Annotated in this window: 22 protein-coding genes; 8 read left to right on the top strand and 14 right to left on the bottom strand. The window is 65.3% G+C overall.

Going from position 1 to position 19,490, the window contains the following annotated elements; translation table 11 throughout:
- From K0M74_RS15995 to K0M74_RS15950, 10 genes are all read right to left on the bottom strand, one after another.
- Positions 1 to 1,084, bottom strand: a 1,084-nt coding sequence (locus K0M74_RS15995; protein WP_293974693.1) for an ATP-dependent DNA helicase RecQ, incomplete at its 3' end; no start/stop codon positions are given.
- A gap of 129 nt (positions 1,085 to 1,213) precedes the next feature.
- On the bottom strand, positions 1,214 to 2,854 hold the full coding sequence (gene ybaL / locus K0M74_RS15990) for a YbaL family putative K(+) efflux transporter (protein WP_293974691.1): 1,641 nt from the start codon (positions 2,852 to 2,854) through the stop codon (positions 1,214 to 1,216).
- 67 nt (positions 2,855 to 2,921) lie between these two features.
- The gene (arsB, locus tag K0M74_RS15985) at positions 2,922 to 3,977 is read right to left on the bottom strand and encodes an ACR3 family arsenite efflux transporter (protein WP_293974688.1); all 1,056 of its coding nucleotides are present in this window, start codon (positions 3,975 to 3,977) and stop codon (positions 2,922 to 2,924) included.
- Positions 3,978 to 4,012: 35 nt separating this feature from the next.
- Complete coding sequence (locus K0M74_RS15980; RefSeq protein WP_293974685.1) at positions 4,013 to 4,522, bottom strand: arsenate reductase ArsC; 510 nt, start codon at positions 4,520 to 4,522, stop codon at positions 4,013 to 4,015.
- Between the two features lies 1 nt (position 4,523).
- Entirely contained in the window at positions 4,524 to 5,003 is a 480-nt protein-coding gene (locus tag K0M74_RS15975; protein WP_293974682.1) for an ArsI/CadI family heavy metal resistance metalloenzyme, read from the bottom strand.
- The gene (locus tag K0M74_RS15970; protein WP_293974679.1) at positions 5,000 to 5,344 is read right to left on the bottom strand and encodes a metalloregulator ArsR/SmtB family transcription factor; all 345 of its coding nucleotides are present in this window, start codon (positions 5,342 to 5,344) and stop codon (positions 5,000 to 5,002) included. Before K0M74_RS15970 ends, K0M74_RS15975 begins: the two co-directional genes overlap by 4 nt.
- 109 nt (positions 5,345 to 5,453) lie before the next feature.
- The gene (locus K0M74_RS15965; protein WP_293974676.1) at positions 5,454 to 7,268 is read right to left on the bottom strand and encodes an ABC transporter ATP-binding protein/permease; all 1,815 of its coding nucleotides are present in this window, start codon (positions 7,266 to 7,268) and stop codon (positions 5,454 to 5,456) included.
- Between the two features lie 579 nt (positions 7,269 to 7,847).
- On the bottom strand, positions 7,848 to 8,426 hold the full coding sequence (locus tag K0M74_RS15960) for an LptA/OstA family protein (RefSeq protein WP_293974673.1): 579 nt from the start codon (positions 8,424 to 8,426) through the stop codon (positions 7,848 to 7,850).
- Complete coding sequence (gene lptC, locus K0M74_RS15955; RefSeq protein ID WP_293974670.1) at positions 8,423 to 9,061, bottom strand: LPS export ABC transporter periplasmic protein LptC; 639 nt, start codon at positions 9,059 to 9,061, stop codon at positions 8,423 to 8,425. The genes K0M74_RS15960 and lptC overlap by 4 nt, the downstream gene beginning before the upstream one ends.
- Positions 9,062 to 9,079: 18 nt before the next feature.
- Complete coding sequence (locus tag K0M74_RS15950; RefSeq protein ID WP_293974667.1) at positions 9,080 to 9,697, bottom strand: ribonuclease H-like domain-containing protein; 618 nt, start codon at positions 9,695 to 9,697, stop codon at positions 9,080 to 9,082.
- A gap of 262 nt (positions 9,698 to 9,959) precedes the next feature.
- Here K0M74_RS15950 and K0M74_RS15945 point away from each other — a divergent pair, with 262 nt between their 5' ends.
- Entirely contained in the window at positions 9,960 to 10,739 is a 780-nt protein-coding gene (locus K0M74_RS15945) for a cold-shock protein (protein ID WP_293974664.1), read from the top strand.
- A gap of 96 nt (positions 10,740 to 10,835) precedes the next feature.
- The gene (locus K0M74_RS15940) at positions 10,836 to 11,177 is read left to right on the top strand and encodes a hypothetical protein (RefSeq protein ID WP_088443172.1); all 342 of its coding nucleotides are present in this window, start codon (positions 10,836 to 10,838) and stop codon (positions 11,175 to 11,177) included.
- 270 nt (positions 11,178 to 11,447) lie between these two features.
- Here the strand turns inward: K0M74_RS15940 and K0M74_RS15935 are convergent, their stop codons facing one another.
- From K0M74_RS15935 to K0M74_RS15920, 4 genes are all read right to left on the bottom strand, one after another.
- On the bottom strand, positions 11,448 to 11,903 hold the full coding sequence (locus tag K0M74_RS15935; protein ID WP_293974659.1) for a DNA starvation/stationary phase protection protein: 456 nt from the start codon (positions 11,901 to 11,903) through the stop codon (positions 11,448 to 11,450).
- Between the two features lie 115 nt (positions 11,904 to 12,018).
- Entirely contained in the window at positions 12,019 to 12,588 is a 570-nt protein-coding gene (locus tag K0M74_RS15930) for a hypothetical protein (RefSeq protein WP_293974656.1), read from the bottom strand.
- 32 nt (positions 12,589 to 12,620) lie between these two features.
- Positions 12,621 to 12,950 (bottom strand): hypothetical protein, encoded by a 330-nt coding sequence (locus K0M74_RS15925; RefSeq protein WP_293974653.1) that lies wholly within the window; start codon positions 12,948 to 12,950, stop codon positions 12,621 to 12,623.
- Between the two features lie 51 nt (positions 12,951 to 13,001).
- Entirely contained in the window at positions 13,002 to 13,646 is a 645-nt protein-coding gene (locus tag K0M74_RS15920) for a GGDEF domain-containing protein (RefSeq protein ID WP_293974650.1), read from the bottom strand.
- A 208-nt stretch (positions 13,647 to 13,854) separates the two neighbouring features.
- On the opposite strand from K0M74_RS15920, the gene purE reads away from it, so the two are divergent.
- From purE to K0M74_RS15890, 6 genes are all read left to right on the top strand, one after another.
- Positions 13,855 to 14,352 (top strand): 5-(carboxyamino)imidazole ribonucleotide mutase, encoded by a 498-nt coding sequence (gene purE / locus K0M74_RS15915; RefSeq protein WP_293974702.1) that lies wholly within the window; start codon positions 13,855 to 13,857, stop codon positions 14,350 to 14,352.
- Complete coding sequence (locus K0M74_RS15910) at positions 14,352 to 15,431, top strand: 5-(carboxyamino)imidazole ribonucleotide synthase (protein ID WP_293974699.1); 1,080 nt, start codon at positions 14,352 to 14,354, stop codon at positions 15,429 to 15,431. The genes purE and K0M74_RS15910 overlap by 1 nt, the downstream gene beginning before the upstream one ends.
- The gene (locus K0M74_RS15905; RefSeq protein ID WP_293974647.1) at positions 15,428 to 15,919 is read left to right on the top strand and encodes a dihydrofolate reductase; all 492 of its coding nucleotides are present in this window, start codon (positions 15,428 to 15,430) and stop codon (positions 15,917 to 15,919) included. Before K0M74_RS15910 ends, K0M74_RS15905 begins: the two co-directional genes overlap by 4 nt.
- Before the next feature lie 4 nt (positions 15,920 to 15,923).
- Positions 15,924 to 17,105 carry a dipeptidase gene (locus tag K0M74_RS15900; protein WP_293974644.1) on the top strand — a complete coding sequence of 394 codons (1,182 nt, stop codon included), beginning with the start codon at positions 15,924 to 15,926 and terminating at the stop codon, positions 17,103 to 17,105.
- 118 nt (positions 17,106 to 17,223) lie between these two features.
- The gene (locus tag K0M74_RS15895; RefSeq protein ID WP_293974641.1) at positions 17,224 to 18,150 is read left to right on the top strand and encodes a bifunctional riboflavin kinase/FAD synthetase; all 927 of its coding nucleotides are present in this window, start codon (positions 17,224 to 17,226) and stop codon (positions 18,148 to 18,150) included.
- Positions 18,151 to 18,278: 128 nt separating this feature from the next.
- Positions 18,279 to 19,328: a glycerophosphodiester phosphodiesterase family protein gene (locus K0M74_RS15890; RefSeq protein ID WP_293974638.1), complete on the top strand. Its 1,050-nt coding sequence runs from the start codon at positions 18,279 to 18,281 to the stop codon at positions 19,326 to 19,328.
- The last annotated feature ends 162 nt before the right edge of the window (positions 19,329 to 19,490 follow it).

Genomic DNA, 19,490 nt, shown 5'->3' with positions numbered 1-19,490 from the left:
CCCTGCCCCGCACCCTGGTCCTGTCCACCCTCGTGCTCGCGCTGGCGGCCTGCCAGACCGCCCCGGCCCCCGGGCCCGCCCCCCCGCCCCCCCCCCCCCCCCCCCCCCCGGCCGCCCCCCCCCCCCCCCCCCCGCGCCCGGTTTCCTGATAATAGCTTTCGATCGATTTGGGCAGCGCGGCGTGCGCGACAAAGCGCACGTCGGGCTTGTCGATCCCCATCCCGAACGCGACCGTCGCGGTGACGATACCGTCCTCCGACGCGACAAAATCATGCTGGACGTGCGACCGCACCTCGGCATCGAGTCCCGCATGATAGGCCGCGACCCGCCGCCCCGTCGCCTTCGCCAATTGCTCCGCCAGCCGCTCGGTGCCGCTGCGCGTCGGGCAATAGACGATCCCGGGCCCCGGATTTGCAGCAATAAATTCGACGAGCTGACGCGCGACGGTCACCCGCGGGCGGATCGCGTAACGGATGTTCGGCCGGTCGAAGCCCGCAAGGATCAACCCGTCGTCGGAGATGCCGAGCTGGAAGAGAATATCTTCGCGCGTGTGCTTGTCGGCAGTGGCCGTGAGAGCGAGCCGCGGCACCGCCGGAAAGGCATCGAGCAACGGGCGCAGCAGGCGGTAATCAGGACGGAAATCATGCCCCCATTCGGACACACAATGCGCTTCGTCGATCGCGAACAATGCCGGGGTTTTGGCTTCGAGCAGCGCGCGAAACCCCTCCCCCGTCGCGCGCTCGGGCGCCACATAGAGCAGGTCGAGCTCGCCGTCGCGGTACCGCTGCCGCGTCTCGGCGCCATCGGCATCGACGCTGGTCAGGCTGGCGGCGCGAATCCCCGCCGCGCGCGCCCCGCGCAGCTGGTCGTGCATCAGCGCAATCAGCGGCGACACGACAACGACGCAGCCATCGAGCGCGACCGCGGGCAGCTGGTAGGTCAAAGATTTGCCCGCGCCCGTCGGCATCACTGCCAGCGTCCGCTCGCGCGCCATCACGCGGTCGACGACGTCGCTTTGACGGCCACGGAAATGGTCGAAGCCAAAGGTGGATTTGAGGAGGGGGAGAAGCGCGTCGGCGGACATTGTGAGGGGGCGATAGGGAAGATGGCAAGGGGAGGGAAGCCCCATCCGTCGCCCCCGCGAAGGCGAGGACCGCCGTCGGCCCGGCATCAGCTTTTCAGCGGCCCCCGCCTGCGCGGGGGCGACGCCAGGCTAAGCCCGCACCAGCATCGCCCGCTCCGCCATCCGCGATGCCGTCTCGCGCTCGGCCATCACGACATGGTCAGCGCCGCGTCGCACCAGATCGTCGACTTCTTCGTCCGAATGCGCGCGCGCGACGATCACCAGGTTCGGATTGATCGCCCGCGCCCGCCGCACGATCGCCCCCGCCTCGACCCCCTCGGGAATCGCGATCAGCAAGGTTGATGCGGTGTCGAGTCCCGCCTGCCGCAAAATGCTTTCCTTGGTCGCATCACCGACAATCACCGTCGCGCCCGTGGCGCGGGCGGCTGCCGCCATATCCCTTTGGTCCTCGATCACCGTCAACCCCTCGCCACGCCCGCAGATCAGGCCGCCGATATGGCTGCCGACGCGCCCATAGCCAATCAGCACCACGCCCGCGTTGCACAGCGCGGCAGCCTCCTCGCTTGCCGTATCGACCGGTTCGGGCGCCGCGTCGGCTCGGATGCGCCGCACCGCCAGCGTAAACAGGATCGGGTTGACCAGGATCGACAGCAAGGCACCGGCCAGGATCAAGTCACGCCCCGTTTCGGGCAATACTCCCAAGCCGACCCCCAGCCCCGCCAAAATGAACGAAAATTCGCCGATCTGCGCCAGGCTGACTGACACCGTCAGCGCGGTCTGCGACGTGTGACCAAAGGCGCGGACCAGCGCAAAGGCGGCGAGCGATTTGCCGACGACGATGATCGCCACGGTCGCCAGCACTGGTCCCGGTTGCTCGACCAGCACATTGGGGTCGAACAACATGCCGACTGACACGAAGAACAACACCGCGAACGCATCGCGCAGCGGCAGCGTCTCTTCGGCGGCGCGGCGGCTGAGCTGCGTTTCGCCGAGTATCATGCCCGCGAAAAACGCGCCTAGCGCAAACGATACGTCGAAAATCACCGCGGCGCCGAATGCCACCCCAAGCGCGATCGCCAGCACCGCGAGCCGGAACAGCTCGCGCGATCCGGTATGCGCGGCCCAGTGCAGCACCCACGGCAGGATGCGGCGCGCGACCACGAACATGAAAGCGACGAAGCCGACGACCTTGAGCAGGACGATCGCCGCCGATTGGAGCAGTCCGGCGCTACCGCCCTCATCGCCGCGATTGCCGAACATCGCGGGCAGCAGCACGAGCGCGAGCACCATCACCAGATCCTCGACGATCAGCCAGCCGACCGCGATCCGCCCCTTTTCGGTCTCGACCATATCCCGCGCCTGCAGCGCGCGCAGCAGCACGACGGTACTCGCGACCGACAGCGCCAGCCCGAACACCGCACTGCCCTCGATCGTCCAGCCGAGCCACAACCCGAGCATGATCCCGAGCGCCCAAGCCACCACAATTTGCGCAATCGCCCCCGGCACCGCGATCTTACGCACCGACAGCAGGTCTTTCAGCGAAAAATGCAGGCCGACCCCGAACATCAGCAGGATGACGCCAATCTCGGCGAGCTGCATCGCCAGCCCGGTGTCGGCAACAAACCCCGGCGTGAACGGTCCGACCAGCACTCCGGCGAGCAAATAGCCCGCAATCGGCGAAATCCGCAGCCGGTGCGCCAGTGCCCCCATCAGGAACGCAACGCCAAGCCCGGCCACGATGGTGCCGATCAGTGTGGTGTCATGCGGCATGGTTCATGCCTAGGGGGCGGGCACGCGGGGGGTCAACCCAACCCAATCAGTTTCGCGGTGAAAAGCCTCAGCTATTGCGGGGCACGCTGTCCGGAAACCAGCGCCGCCCGAACCAGAAGGCTAGGTTAACGAGCAGGATCAGCACCGGCACCTCCACCAGCGGGCCGATCACCGCAGCAAAGGCCACAGGCGACGCCAGCCCGAACGCCGCAATCGCGACCGCAATCGCCAGCTCGAAATTATTGCCCGCCGCGGTAAAGGCGACCGCGGTGGTGCGCGGATAATCGGCGGCAATCCACTTACCCATCGCAAAGCTGATGACGAATTGCAGGACGAAATAGATCGTCAGCGGCACCGCGATGCGCAGCGCGTCGAACGGCAGCGTCAGGATTTCGCCGCCCTTCAGGCTGAACATCGCCGCGATGGTGAACAGCAGCGCGACCAGCGTGATCGGCGCTATACGCGGCAGGAAGCGCCTTTCGTACCAATCTTCGCCCTTGGTCCGGACCAGCAGGGTACGGGTCAGGAACCCGGCGAGGAACGGGATGCCCAGATAGATCAGCACCGCCTCGGCAATCATCCAGGTGTCGATCGCGATCACTTGGCCCTCCAGCCCGAGCAGCGGCGGCAGGAAGGTCAGGAAAAACCACACATAGGCGCTGAAAAACAGGATCTGGAACAGCGAATTGAACGCGACCAGCGCCGCGACATATTGATTGTCGCCCCTCGCCAGTTGGTTCCACACCAGCACCATCGCGATGCAGCGCGCCAGCCCGATCAGGATGACCCCGGTCATATAAGCGGGCTCGTCGCGCAGGAAGATCACCGCGAGCACGAACATCAGCACCGGCCCGATCAGCCAGTTCTGGACCAGCGACAGCATCAGCACCCGCCGATCCTCGAACACCTGCGGCAGCGCGGCGTAGCGCACCCGCGCCAGCGGCGGGTACATCATCAGAATGAGGCCGATCGCGATCGGCAGGTTGGTCGTCCCGACGCTCATCGCATCGATCCCCGCCGGCAGCGCTGGAAACAGCGTCCCCAGCGCGACGCCCAGCGCCATCGCAAGGAAAATCCACAGCGTCAGAAAGCGGTCGAGAAAGCCGAGGCGGCTGCGTTGCATGGGGTCGGTCCTTGGTTGGAAATCGGCGGGGGCGGTCAGGCCGCGCCCGCCATCGCGCCAATGGCGTTCAACGCATCGCGCCGCTCCGCCGGGGTCATGGTTTCGAGCGGCAGCGTCAGCATCGCACGCACCCGCATATCGAGCAGGCGGTATGTTTCGGCAAAGGCGGCATCGACCGCAGCGTCGTCGCCTGCGACATCGGCGGGATCGGGTAGCCCCCAATGCGCGCGCACCGGCGCGCCGATGAACAGCGGGCAGGTTTCGCCCGCCGCATTGCCGCACACGGTGATCGCAATGTCGATGCGCGGCGCATCGGGCGCCGCGAATTCATCCCAGCTTTTTGAGCGGAAGGCCGAAATGTCATAGCCCTCGCGCTCCAGCAGGCGGAGAGCGCCGGGGTGCGGCACGCCTTTCGGCTGGCTGCCCGCGCTGAACGCGCGGACCCGGTCGGCGCCCTTGCGAGCGATCAGCGCTTCGCCCAAAATGCTGCGCGCCGAATTGCCGGTGCACAGCACCAATATGTTCAGTCCCCCGGCGTCATTCATGTCAGCAGCAGCCGACCTTGACGGGCGCCGCCTGCGGCATCGTGGGAACGCAGCACCCGCCCTCGGCGGCATTGTCCGACGCCAGCGGCGCAAAATCAGGGCTGTCGCCATACACCGTCGATTCGCCATTGGTCAGGAAGGCTTCCCAGACGACGCCATCGGGGTCGGCGATCCAGCTCTTTTCGGACTTGGCATAACAACAGGTCGTCGCGCCTTCCTCCAGCACCGGCGCCCCGGCATCTTTCAGGCGCCCATAGACCGCCGCGAGCTCGGCTTCATCCTCGACCTGCAAGCCGACATGTTCGATCCCGCGATGCGCGCCCTCGCGCACCGAAATCGCGAAATTGATGCGCGGATCGTCAAGCATCCATTTGGCATAATCGGGCTTGGTCACGCTCGGCGCAGTGCCGAACAGCCCCGAGTAAAAGGCGATCGATTTGTCGAGGTCGCTGACCCCGACGTGCATGTGAAAACGGCTCATGCTGCAGTCCTTTCATTCTTGTCTTTGGTGTCACAGGGCGCGGCAGGCGCGCACACCGCCCCGCCGCAACAATTTTCCATCAGAAAGCCGAGCAGCGCGGTCATCGCGCCATAGTCGGCGGTATAGATCAGCGACCGCCCGTCGCGCCGGTGCGCGATAAGGCCGGCATTGGTCAGTTGCGCGAGGTGGAAGCTGAGCGACGACGCTGGCACCCCCAGCGACACCGCAATCGCGCCCGCAGCCAGCCCGTCCGGCCCCGCCTGCACCAGTAGCCGAAACAGCGCCAGTCGATGCTCCTGCGCCAGCGCGCCCAACGCGCGAACAACCGTTTCCGACTCCATCGCCACCTCCGTGATTCGATGATTGTAGAAATATAGAAATTAGAAGGAGGCGTCAACTGATATTTCGATAATATTCGAAATGATTTTGCGCCTCGTCATTGGGCCGGTATTAAACCGTCCCCTCTTCCTTCTCCGCCTGCTGCCGCGCCCACATATCGGCGTAGAGCCCGCGCATCGCGAGCAGCTGGTCGTGCGTCCCCGTCTCCGCCACCCGGCCATGATCGAGCACGATGATCCGGTCCGCCCCAGTCACCGTCGACAGGCGGTGCGCGATCACCAAGGTCGTGCGGCGTTCGGCGATGCGTTCGAGCGTGTCCTGAATCGCTGCCTCGGTGCGGCTGTCGAGCGCGCTCGTCGCTTCGTCGAGGATCAGCACCGGCGGGTTCTTGAGCAACGTCCGCGCAATGGCGACGCGCTGTTTCTCGCCGCCCGACAGCTTGAGCCCGCGCTCGCCGACCTCGGTGTCATACCCCTGCGGAAGGATGGCAATGAAGCCGTCGATCGCCGCTCCTTCCGCCGCGGCCGCCACCTCGTCGGCGCCCGCGCCCTCGCGGCCATAGGCGATGTTGTAGCCAATGCTGTCGTTGAACAGCACCGTGTCCTGCGGCACGATGCCGATCGCGCCGCGCAGGCTGGCCTGCGTCACCGCGGCAATATCCTGCTCGTCGATCGTGATCCGCCCGCCCTGCGGGTCGTAGAAACGGAACAGCAGCCGCGCGATCGTCGATTTGCCCGCCCCCGACGGCCCGACGATCGCCAGCGTCTCGCCCGCGCCGACCGCAAAGCTGACGCCGTTCAAAATCGTGCGATCGGGCTCGTAGCCAAACACGACATTGTCGAACGCCACCGCGCCGCCGTTGACCACCAGCGGCCCCGCGCCCGGCGCATCGGAAATCTCCGGAGGGGTGTCGAGCAGGCGGAACATCGCCTCCATGTCGATCAGCCCCTGCCGGATGACGCGATAGACCATGCCGAGCATGTCGAGCGGGCGGAACAGCTGCGCGAGCAAGGTGTTCACGAGCACCACGTCGCCGACCTTATATTCGCCCGTCGACCAGCCCCACACGGTGTAGGCCATGGCGCCCGCCAGCGCGGCGTTGGTGATCAGGCTCTGCCCGATGTTCAGCCAAGCCAGGCTGTTCTCGCTCTTCACCGCGGCGCGCGCATAACGATCGGCAACGTCGCGGTAACGCGCCGCCTCGCGCTCTTCGGCGCCGAAATATTTGACCGTTTCGTAATTGAGCAGGCTGTCGACGCTGCGCCCGATGGTCAGCGTGTCGAGGTCGTTCATCTGCGTGCGCAGCGCGTTGCGCCAGTCGGTCACCTTGCGGGTAAAGATGATATAGACGACGACCATCAGCGCGGTCGCGCTGGCGAGACCGAAGCTGAATTTGGTCCAGAAGATGATCAGCACCGCGAGCAATTCGATGATCGTGGGCGCAATGTTGAACAGCAGAAAATAGAGCATTGTGTCGATGCTCTTGGTCCCGCGCTCGATCACCTTGGTCACCTCGCCGGTCCGCCGCGCGAGGTGGAAGCGCAGACTCAGCGCGTGCAGGTGGCTAAAGGTCGCGATCGCCAGCTCACGCGTCGCATCCTGCCCGACGCGTTCGAACACGACGTTGCGCAAATTATCGAACAGCACCCCGGCAAAGCGCGCGCCAGCGTAAGCAAGGACAAGGCCAATCGCGAGCGCGACGCCTTCTTCCATCCCCGGCACCATCGCGTCGATCGCGGCGCCATAAAGGAACCCCATCGACAGCTGGACGCCCTTCGACGCCAGCACGATCAGCCCCGCCCCGGCGATGCGGACCTTGTGCCCCCTGTGCCCCGCAGGCCACAAATAGGGCAGGAAACGCCTCAGCGTATCGAGAACGGGCGGTTCTTTGACCGCGTCGGCGGAGGTGAGGGTATCAGGCGGCATGCGCGCCCCATGTAGGGGCGCGGGGGCGGAAGGCCAAGCGGACTTAATGACGACGGGCTGGGTTATGCCTTCGTGCGCGGCGCCGATTTGATCTCACGCAAAGGCGCAAAGAAGAAAGAAGAAGGGGACGCGCACAAAGACAAAAAAGGGCTGCACCGGGTCGGCCGCCATCCGCCTGCCGCCGCAGGCACCCATCCAAATGCGCCTCGTGCGAGCCTCAGGCTGCGCCTGTGGCGCGCGCCGACCTCTTTGTGTTTTTGTGTAAGAATATCTTGTTCTTCTTCGCGCCTTTGCGCCTTTGCGCCTTTGCGTGAGATATTCTTTTCTAACGCCGCTCACCTGGGTTCACATGCCGCACGATCCGCTCGATCAGGCGCCGTTCTTCGGACGTCGGGGTCGGGATGATCGCCGCGGGCGGCTCAATACGGCGCCCGAACAACGGGCGGCGCGGTGGAACAAGCGGGGAGAAGCGCATGGGGCGTACTTTCGTAACGCGGCGTCGCCCCCCGGCACCGCACTGGTTCTGGTCCCTGCGCACATGGTGAAGGCGCATGGTTGCAAAATCGTATAAAGCGCTGGTTACTGCTTTCTTTCCGGTACCGTGAAGGTGCCGGTGACGCGCCCGCCGGTGCCGCCAGCGATTGGGTTGCCGTCGGGACCGCGCGCCGCGCCGCGCCCGTCGACGGTCGCGCGACCGCTGTTGAGGTCAATCACCATCCGCCCGCCGCGCAGATTATTGCCGCGCTGGCGGAGCTCGACATTGCCGACCATCGTGATCAGGCGGCGGTCGAGGTCATAGATCGCGACATTGCCCGACGCGCGCTCATCACCCTTGGTCACCACGACGCCACCGGCCGCGTCGAGCCGGTTGACGTCGGTGCCGCCCTGTCGGCTATAGGCGACAGTCATCCGCGCCGCGGTCAAAGTCATGCCTGCCTGTGTCACGCGGACATTGCCCGAAATCACGACCCGGTCGGCGCGATCCTGCACTTCGATGCTGTCCGCGGCAAAATCGACCGGGGCATTGCTGTTGTGATTGGCGAGCGCTTGTGCCTGCGCGGCGTCGCCGCCGGTACCGGTCGACAACAAAGCCAGGCTGGTGAATGCAAAGCCTGCACCGGCCAACGCCATGCTTTTCATGGTCCAAAGGCGGTTCATTTGATCACTCCCTGATTGATCCGCAGCCGCGCATTGCCCTGCAAGCGCACGATCCGCTGGTCGAGATCGGCACGCAGCTGGTTGGCCGAAAACTTGCCGATGTTCAACGTCCCGTCGACGCCGCCCTGCCCGGTCAAGGTACGGGTCTTGAGATCGATCGACACATTGCTGGCGTCAATGCGGTAGCCATTGGCGCCTTTGACCTGCACCAATCCCGGCACCGCGACCTTTTCGGTCTCCATATTATAGGCGCTGTCGCGGGCGACGATCGTCGCGGGTCCGTCGGTCAGGCGGATCGCCCCGGACAGGTCTGTCATCCGCACGATCGGTTCGGCCGAGCTTTTCTGCACCGCGCTACCTGCGAGCAGCGCGAAGGGCTGGCCCTTGGCATCCTGGCCGCGATATTCGGCGCGGGTAACCTTCATCCGCTCGGTCGCCATATCGACCTTGTCCTTGGCGAGCAGGAAGCTGATTTCCGAACGCTGGGTAAAGGGCGAAAAGACCAGCACCGCGGCGACCACCCCGATCACAAGCGGCAGGCCGAAGCGCAGGATGCGCACGACGCGGTCGTGACTCGACCCGCTCGCCGCCCACAGGCGGCGCATCGTGCGGTCAAGATCGGCGCGTTCGGACATGCTGCTGCGAATCGCCCCTCAGCTGTGCGCAAAAATATCGACCTCGGGCCACCCGGCCAGGTCGAGTGCGGCGCGCGTCGGCAGAAAGTCGAAACAGGCCTGCGCCAATTCGGTGCGCCCCTCGCGCGCCAGCCGCATGTCGAGAATGTCTTTCATCGCGTGCAAGAAGCGCACGTCGCTCGCGGCATAATCGCGCTGCGCGTCGCTCAGTTCGGCAGCGCCCCAGTCGCTCGACTGCTGCTGTTTCGACACTTCCTGGCCCAGCAATTCGCGCACCAGTTCCTTGAGGCCGTGGCGGTCAGTGTAGGTGCGGATCAGCTTCGAGGCGATCTTGGTGCAATAGACGGGAGCGGTCACAACGCCGAGCGCCTGTTGCAAGGCCGCAATGTCGAACCGCGCAAAATGGAACAATTTCAACCTGTTGGGATCGGACAATATCGCTTTTAGCACCGGGGCCTCATAGGTGCTGCCGGGTGCAAAGCGGACGAGATGCTCGTCGCCCAAACCGTCGCTGATCTGCACCAGGCACAGCCGGTCACGCAGCGGGTTGAGGCCCATGGTTTCGGTGTCGACGGCGACGGCGCCAGGGCCCAGCGCGCCTGCGGGCAAATCTTCTTCGTGGAAATATACGGTCATCCGCTCGCCTTAGGCGAAGCGGCCTTGCCGCTCAATGACTGGTTTTCGCGGTCCCGACCGGCACGCCGCCACCATGGCAAAAACTCTGCGACAGACCGCATCGCCGCTTTGAATTTTCCGTTCGCAGATGAAAGCGCTTTAAGCTATATATTGCGTCGTTAGCGGCATGGGGCGAGTCTGTGCCCGTGGTGAAGTGCGTCCCCGTCCGACGCAAGGCGCCGATCGAATGGGGTATGGACGAACCGAAAGCGACTATTAGACAATGAGTTTCAACAAGGATCGCCGCGGCCAGCGGGGGCGCGGCAAGCGCGATGATTTCGGCAATTTCGACAGCTTCGAACCTGCACCTTATGGCGGCGACAGCTATGGCGGCGGCAACCGCGGTGGTGGTTTCGGCGACCGCCCCGGCGGCGGCTTTGGCGGTGGTGACCGCCCCGGCGGCGGCTTCGGCGGCGGTGATCGCGGCGGCGGCGGTGGCTTCGGCGGCGGTCGTGGCGGCGGTATGCCGGCGCAGGTCGTTGGCGAAGGCAATGGCACCGTGAAATTCTTCAACGCAGCGAAAGGCTTCGGCTTTGTCGCGCGCGACGATGGCGGCGAAGATGTGTTCGTTCACATCAGCGCCGTCGAACAGGCAGGACTTCAGGGTCTCGCTTCGGGCCAGCCGCTCGGTTTCACCCTCGTCGAACGCAACGGCAAAGTGTCGGCGATCGATATCAAGATCGAGGGCGAGCCGATGCCGATCGAAGACAGCGGCCCGCGCCGCGACGATCGTGGCGCTCCCGGTGCAGCCCCCGGCGGTGCGCGCGGTCGGCGTCAACTGACCGGTGAACGCACGTCGGGTACGGTCAAATTCTTCAACACGACGAAGGGCTTCGGCTTTATCGCGCGAGACGATGGACAGGCCGATGCCTTTGTCCACATCAGCGCGGTGCAGCGCGCCGGGATGACCGGCCTCGACGAAGGCGACCGCGTCGCGTTCGACATCGAAGTCGACGACCGCGGCAAGTTCGCCGCGGTGAACATTCAGCCGCATCAGGACTGATCGGCAGGACGGCAAAAACGAAAAGGGCGGCTTTCGGGCCGCCCTTTTTATTTGGCAATCGGCGCGCGCCCAATCTCCGGCAATTCAGGTAGCAGCATGGCCCGCAAACATTCGAAGCATGATCCCTATGGCGACCGGCATCGCGAGGACGAGGCTCCCGCGATCCCTGTGCCGCCGTGCTGGCTGTGCGCCCGGCCCACCGGCAAGACGATTGTCTGGCATCATCCCATACCCAAGAGCCGGGGCGGGCGCGACGTCGTGCCGATGCACCCCATCTGCCAGCAAACGCTGATCGCCAATTTCACCAATTCGGAACTGCAGCGCCATGGGATGGATGTCGAAGGCCTACTCGCCAACCCCAATGTGCGCAAATTCGTCGATTGGGTGGCCAAAAAAGACCCCGATTTCAACGCGACCACAGCGAAGAAGCAGCGCTGATCACGGCTCGGTTTCCGAGCAAGTCCGCGTTACCTTCGACATTGGCGTGGAAGGCTCCGGCACTTTCGAAACGCTTCCCTTCCCTGCAAGGGAGGGGTGCGAAGAGTTGGCAACTTGCTGGCTAGTTTTAGCAGGGTGGGTGCGCGCGCAAGAAAGAACGCCTGCGGCGACCCACCCAGTGGCAGGTTGATCAGCCGCCCGGCTGATCAAGGATGTGCCGGGGGCACATCCGACCTATCACTCCCCTCCCTCAAGAAGGGAGGGGAATAATCAATACCCCAGCGTCGCTTCCAGAAACCAGATCCGCTGCTGGGTCTCATCGGCCCATCCATCGACCAGCCCGCTCGTCGCGATGTCGCCGTCGGCTTCCGCCGCCGCTTTCACTTCCTTGAGCTGTCCGAGCAACGTCTTGTTATCGTCGGCCAGCGCCCGGATCATCGCCTCGGCATCGGTCCCCGCCGCATCATCGTCGCGGATCGACGCCCGTCGGCCGATCTCGCCGATCGATTGCAGCGTCCGCGCGCCATTTTTGCGCACCCGCTCGGCGATCAGATCGGTGGTCGCGAAAATCTGCGCCGCCTGCTCGTCGAACAGCAGGTGGAGCTCGCGAAAGCGCGGCCCCTGGACGTGCCAATGATAGTTTTTGGTCTTCAAATAGAGCGCGAAACTATCGGCGAGCAGCGCGTTGAGCGCATCGGCGACGGCGGGCTGGTTCTTCTGGGACATGAGAAATATCCTTTCTACTTCGCCATCATATAGCGCGTCGCGACGAATTTTGCCCATGAAAGCTGTCGGTCGCTGTCATCGACAAAAACGATGGTTCTGCGCAGGTTCGGAAGATTCAGGCAATCAAGCCAAACGCCCCCATTGCGGTGACAATGCCCCAGCTCGCCAAGACGGCCGCGCTGGCCCAGCGCAGCATATGCGCCGCGCGCCGATCGGCAAGCACCGGACCGAATGCCAGAAACGGCAGCATCGCCAGCGTCCAGCCGACCAGTCCGCCTGCGGCGGCCCATTGCCCGGCGCCGCTCGTCGCCGCGAGCGCCCCGATCAAGAAATGGCTGCGGTCGCCAAACTGCGCGACCAGCATCCGTCCCGCCAGCATCGTCGGGGTCGCGGTCCGCACCTCGTCATCGAACAGCGACTGCCGCCCGCGCCACAACAGCGCCCCGGCCGCCGACAGCATCGCCAGCGCCACGAGCAATGCTGCGACCCCCTGCCCGATCATCCGGTTCGCGATCGCGCCCGCCGTCGCGGTAATGATGGCGTTGATAAGAAAGGCGCCAAAGGCGATGCCGACGACCATTCGCCGGTCCGGCCGCACGCTCAGCAGCCGCGACAGCGATATCCCGCTACGCCCATCGGCATTGGCGAGCAGCACCGCCACCAGCGCAAGCATGATTGCATCCATGGAAACTGGTCTGGATCGTCAGGCGGAGGCGGTCAATGCCCCAAGCGCATCGCGACCGAAGCCAGCCAAGCTTCGTGCGTGGCGGCGGGCAGCGGTCCGCGCGGCACGCTCGCAGCGTCGCTCATCGCATCGAGATAGGTCAGGATCGCGGCGCGATAGCCGCCGCCCGCGACCGCCGATTCGAGCCGGCTCGCCAGCGTTTCCACCGCGGCAAAGCCGTTGTCGCGCGCCAGACAGCGGATGTCGTCGATGCCCTGGACGATCTGCGCCAGCGCGCAATGCGGCAGCGCTTCGGCGAGTGCGCCGATCTGGCCGGTGATCCGGTCTCGAATGTCATGATATGGGTCGGCTTGGGTACGCATCACTCACCCCCTGTCCGTTGGGGACGATGCGCTCATTTGGTTAATGGCGGGTTAGCGGTGGCCGGGGGCCGAACCCTGCCCTTGCTTGTTGCGATACATATCGCGGTCGGCGGCGGCCAAAATGTCCGATTCGGTCATCCCCGACTGGAGCATCGCGATCCCGAAACAGGCCGACAGCGCGATCTGATGCCCGTCATAGTCGGCCGGCGCCGCAGTCAGCACCTCACCCAGCCGCGCAATCTGCGCGCGGGCGCCCTCTTCGCTCGACTGGTCGAGGATCAGCCCGAATTCGTCACCGCCGATACGCGCGGCAACGTCGGTCGCGCGGATCGATTCGGCCAGCCGCTTGGCGATTTCCATCAGCGCAAAGTCGCCCGCAGCATGGCCAAAGCTGTCGTTGATCAATTTCAGCTGGTTGACGTCGACAAACACGACCGCCGCGCGTTCGGCGTGGCGCTCGAACCGCGCCATCCGGTGATGGATGGCGGTCAGGAAATAGCGGCGATTGAACAAGGGGGTCAGCGTGTCGCGTTCGGACACGCGCTCCAGCTCGGCGACGGCGATCTTCAATACGCGGTTCTCGCGGCGCAGCGCATCGCGTTCCCGGCGGATATCCCGCAGCTGGTCTTCGATGGAGTCAACGGCGACGGCGCCGAACTGGTCGACCGCGATCCGTGCCCCCCCTACGCTATCCATTCAACGTCCCCGCACACGAACCCTTATTCATCGGCCCAATGCCGACGGATATTGCGCGGCAACCCTAGCTGCGACTTCATACCAATCGGTAAACGCCCGAGTCAGTATCGCACAACGGGCGGCGTTGCCCGCGCGCGGTGCAGTCGCTAGGGGAGGTGCGGCAGCGATTCACCCGGTGAACCGCGGCCGCTTTGTGGAGGGTTGGGTGATGGGCGACAGCGCGCCGCAGGTCGGGGTTATCATGGGCAGCCAGTCCGACTGGCCGACGATGGCGCATGCGGTCCAGATCCTCGAACAATTCGGCATCGCGCACGAGGTGCAGATCGTCTCGGCCCACCGCACCCCCGACCGACTGGTCGCTTATGCCAAAAGCGCTGCCGAGCGGGGGCTACAGGCAATCATCGCTGGTGCTGGCGGCGCGGCGCACCTGCCCGGCATGGTCGCAGCGATGACGCGGGTGCCCGTGCTCGGCGTTCCCGTCCAGTCGGCGGCGCTCAGCGGCGTCGACAGCCTCTATTCGATCGTCCAGATGCCCGGCGGCGTCCCCGTCGCAACCTTTGCGATCGGCAAGGCGGGGGCAACCAACGCGGGCCTGTTCACCGCCGCGCTGCTCGCCAACAATGACTCCGATCTGGCGCAAAAACTCGACACCTGGCGCGCCGAACAGACCAACAGCGTCGCCCCCCACCCCGTGCGCGAGGGCTGATCGCGTTGCTGGCACCCGGTTCGACGATCGGCATTCTCGGCGGCGGCCAGCTCGGCCGCATGCTCGCGGTCGCCGCGGCGCAGCTCGGTTATCAGGTGCACAGCTACGCCCCCGAGCGTGAGAGTGTCGCGGCGCAAGTCGCGGCGTATCACGTCCAGGCGGCGTGGGACGACGAACCGCGCCTCGCCGCCTTTGCCGCGGCGTGCGACGCGGTCACGATCGAGTTCGAAAACGTCCCGGTCGATACGGTGCGCTTCCTGTCGGGGCATGTCGCGGTGCGGCCCGGCGCGCAGGCGCTCGAAATCGCGCAGGACCGGCTGATCGAAAAGCAGTTCGTCACCGGACTCGGTGGCCGCCCCGCGCCCTTCGCAGCGGTTCCCGACCGCGCCGCGCTCGACGTCGCGCTGGCCGAAATCGGCGCCCCGGCGATCCTGAAAACGCTGCGCATGGGCTATGACGGCAAGGGACAGGCGCGCCTCGCCACTCCCGCCGACGCCGATACGGCATGGGAGGCGATCGACCGCCACGCCGCGATCCTCGAAGGCTTCGTCACCTTCGCGCATGAATTTTCGGTGCTGCTGGTGCGCGGCATCGACGGCGAGACGCGCTTCTGGGACAGCAGCGTCAATGTCCACAAGGACGGCATCCTCGCGACCTCGACGTTGCCGCCGCCGCAGATCATCCGCGACCAGCAGGATGAAGCGCGCGCGCTGATGGCGCGGATCGCCGACGATCTCGATTATGTCGGCGTCCTCACCGGCGAATTTTTCGCTTGCCAAGATGGCCCGATTTTCAACGAGATAGCACCCCGCGTCCACAACAGCGGCCATTGGACAATCGAGGGCGCGGTGACCAGCCAGTTCGAAAACCATATCCGCGCCGTCGCCGGCCTCCCGCTCGGCAGCACCGCGACCACCGCACTCCCCGTCACCATGCGCAACCTGATCGGCGCCGATATCGCCACCGTGCCTGTGCTGCTCACCGACGGCGCGTGCCACGTTCACCATTATGGGAAGACCGACGTCCGCGCCGGCCGCAAGCTCGGCCATGCGACGTGGGTGGGAACCAACCCCGCATGAACCACCCCGAAATCACTCTGATCCTCGCGCGCGCCGCCAATGGCGTGATCGGTATCGACGGCAAGATGCCCTGGCACCTGCCCGCGGATCTCCGCCGCTTCAAGCAGCTGACGATGGGGCGCCCGATGATCATGGGGCGCAAAACCTTCGACAGCCTGCCCGCGGTGCTCGAAGGGCGCCGCCACATCGTGCTCACCCGCGATGCCGACTGGCAGGATGAGGGCGCAGAACCCGTCGCGAGCGTCGAGGCGGCGCTGAAACGCGCCAACGCCCCGCATGTGATGGTGATCGGCGGCGCCGAAATCTATCGCCTGTTCCTGCCCCTCGCTGACCGCGTCGAACTGACCGAAGTCGGACTCGAACCCAAAGGCGACGCGGTGATCGATTACCCCGACCCCGCCGCATGGCGCGAGGTGGCGCGCGAGGATCATCCCGCCGACGACGCCGGGCGCCCAGCGTACAGCTTCGTCACGCTGACAAGGATTTAGACACATGCGCCGTTGGCTGATCGCTATCCTGCTCGTTGTCGCCCTCGCCGCGCTCGCCTTTTTCGCTTTCGCCCCCGGCATCATCGAGCGCGGCACCAACCAGATCGACGGCAAGCCGCTCCCCGCGGTCAGCGGACGCGCCAAGGCGCTGCACGCGTCGCTGACCATCGTCGACCTGCACAGCGACACCTTGCTGTGGAAACGCGACATCCTCGACCGCGCCGACCGCGGCCATATGGACCTGCCGCGGCTCCGGGACGGCAATGTCGCGCTGCAGATCCTCGCCAGCACGACCAAATCGCCCAAGGGCCAGAATTACGACGCCAACAGCGGCGACACCGACAATATCACCAGCCTGGTGATCGCGCAGCTCCAGCCGGTCCGCACGTGGAACTCGCTGCTCGAACGCTCGCTCTGGCATGCCGAAAAGCTGCACCGCGCGGTCGCGGCATCGGACGGCAAGCTGCGCGCGGTCGCCACCGCCGCCGATCTCGACGTGCTGCTTACGGCGCGCAAGGGCAAGCCGCTGACCACCGGCGCCCTGCTCAGCATCGAAGGCCTTCACCCGCTCGAAGGAAATATCTCCAATTTGGGCAAGCTCTACGCCGCGGGCTTCCGCATGGCGGGGCTCACCCATTTCTTCGACAATGATCTCGCCGGGTCGATGCACGGCCTCAAGAAAGGCGGCCTTACCCCGCTCGGGCGGCAGGTCGTCTTGGCCATGGAGGCGAAGGGCATGATCGTCGACATCGCGCATTGCAGCGAGGCGTGCGTCGCCGATATCCTCAAACTGGCGCGCCGCCCCGTGGTCTCCAGCCATGGCGGCGTGCAGGCGACGTGCAAGGTCAATCGCAACCTCAGCGACGAACAAATTCGCGGCGTCGCGGCGACCGGTGGCCTCGTCGGCATCGGCTATTGGGACGCCGCGATCTGCGACACCTCGCCCGCCAGCATCGCGAAGGCGATGAAGCATGTGCGCGATCTCGTCGGGATCGAGTATGTCGCGCTCGGCAGCGATTATGACGGCGCCACCACCGTCCGCTTTGACACGTCGAAGCTGGCGCAGGTGACGCAGGCGCTGATCGACGCGGGCTTCAGCGACGACGAAATCCGTGCCGCGATGGGCGGCAATGCGGTTCGTGTGCTCAGGGCGGGGCTGGTCCCGCTGACGCCGCCAGCACCATGATCATGCCCCTTATTTCCGTTTGGGCTGAGCTTGTCGAAGCACCGTCCTTCTTCTTGCGGTCGTTGAACGATAGAACAGCCCTTCGACAAGCTCAGGGCGAACGGATTGAGGTAGGTCGATGATCCGCCTCGACGGCCACGCCCGCATCCCCGAACCCTTGCGCGGCGGGGTCATCGCGCTCGGCAATTTCGACGGTTTCCACGCCGGGCATCAGGCGGTGGTCGGCCGCGCCGTTCGCCATGCCCGTGATGAAGGCCGCCCGGCGATCGTCGCGACCTTTGATCCGCATCCGGTGCGCTTTTTCAAGCCCGACGTCCCGCCCTTCCGCCTCACCACGCTCGATCAAAGGCAGGAGCTGTTCGCCGCGGCGGGTGCCGACGCGATGCTCGTCCTGCCCTTCGACGCCGCGCTCGCGGGGACGACGGCCGAGGATTTCATCACTGGCCTGCTGCTAGGTCGCTACGGCGCCGCCGGCGTCGTCACCGGCAGCGACTTCGTCTTCGGCAAGGGTCGCGGCGGCGATGTCGTGACGCTTGCCGACCATGCCCGCCGCCGCGGCTTCTTCACCGAAATGGTCGCGCCCGTCGAGGACGACGCGGTGATCTCGTCGAGCCGCATCCGCCAGGCGTTGCAAGCGGGCGACTGCAAGACCGCCGCACGCCTGCTCACCCGCCCCTTCACCGTGCGCGGGCGCGTCGAGCATGGCGACAAGAACGGGCGTTTGCTGGGTTTCCCGACCGCCAATATCGACATGGGCAACTACCTGCGCCCACGTTACGGCATCTATGCGGTCACCGGAAATCTGCCCGACGGACGCGAACTTAAAGGCGCCGCGAACCTCGGCATCCGCCCCAGCTTCGACCCGCCAAAGGAACTGCTCGAACCGCATTTCTTCGACTTCGCCGAGGATCTGTACGGGCAGGAGATCGACGTCGCCTTCCGCGCCTTCATCCGACCCGAGGCAAAATATGACAGCATGGACGCGCTCATGGCGCAGATTGCCAAGGATTGCGACGCCGCAAAGGCGCTGCTGGCCCGGGTTTAGAATGATGCGCGCAGAGGCGCAGAGGAAGCCGGAGAAGGGCGGCAAAGCCGCCAATCTTTCTTCTCCACGGCTCGGCGTCTCCGCGTGAACTTTTTTCACCGCGACTTTCCGGGGGTGATCGAAACACCGTGACCGAAGCAAACATCGACTGGGCCGACGCGCTCGAAGGTCCAAAGAAAAAGCCGATGAAGCGCCGCACCAAAATCGCGCTGTGGATCTTCGCCGCGCTCATCGCCTGGCTGACCCTCAGCAACGCCAGCTGGCTCGCCCCATCACCCGCGGGCAAACCCAAACTTATCGCGCACCGCGGCGTTTATCACCTCTATGACAAGCGCGCTGCGGTCGGCCGCGACACCTGCACCGCCGTCCATGCCTATCCGCCCGAACATGAGGTGTTCGAAAACACCCCCGAATCGTTGCGCTGGGCGGTCGGGCTCGGCGCCAACATGGTCGAGGTCGATGTTGCACCGACCAAGGACGGCCGGATGGTGTTGTTCCACGACTGGACCGTCGATTGCCGCACCGAAGGCAAGGGCGACACCCGCGACCTGACATTGGCCGAGCTGAAAGCGCTCGACATCGGTTACGGCTACACCGCCGACGGCGGGAAAACCTTCCCGCTGCGCGGCAAGGGCGTCAGCAAGATGCCGACCGTCGAAGAAGGCCTCGCGGCGCTGCCCGTCCACCCGATCCTGTTTAACTTCAAATCGAAAGACCCGCGCGAAGCCCACCAGCTGTTCGCGATCCTCAAAGCTGCGGGCCGCGACAGCAAGAAACTCGGCGACGCCTTTTACGGCGCCGAACGTCCCGTCAAACGGATGCGCGAATTGCTCCCCGACAACTGGTCGTTCGACCTGCGGCGCGATGCGCTGGCCTGCTCCAAGGACTATGTGACCTACGGCTGGACCGGCATCGTGCCCGAAAGCTGCCGGAACGGCGTGATCGCGATCCCGATCAACTATCAATGGACGTTCTGGGGCTGGCCCGACCGCCTGATCGCGCGGATGGACAGCGTCGGCGCGCGCGTCATCGTCTTTGGCCCCTATGAACGCGGCAAGTCGAACGAAGGCCTCTCCACCCCCCAGCAACTCGCCAAAATCCCCGCCAGCTTCAACGGCTATATCTGGGTCGAAGACATCCGCACGGTGGGGCCAGCGCTGCGGCCAAGGCAACGCTAATCCGCTCTCCCATTGGGAGAGAGTCGCGCAAGCTTGGCAGCTGGCTGCCTAGCTGAAGCTGAGCGAGGAGCTCCGCTCTATCGAGAGTACCCACCCCCTCACCCGCTGCGACTAAGCCAGCACGCTGGCAAGTCTCGCTGCCCTCTCCCTTGAAGGAAGAGG

The organism is Sphingopyxis sp., assembly GCF_019459305.1.
In the GTDB taxonomy this organism is placed as follows: Bacteria; Pseudomonadota; Alphaproteobacteria; order Sphingomonadales; family Sphingomonadaceae; genus Sphingopyxis.
Note: the sequence above shows the minus strand (reverse complement) of the source record. Positions and strands in the feature narration are given on the sequence as shown.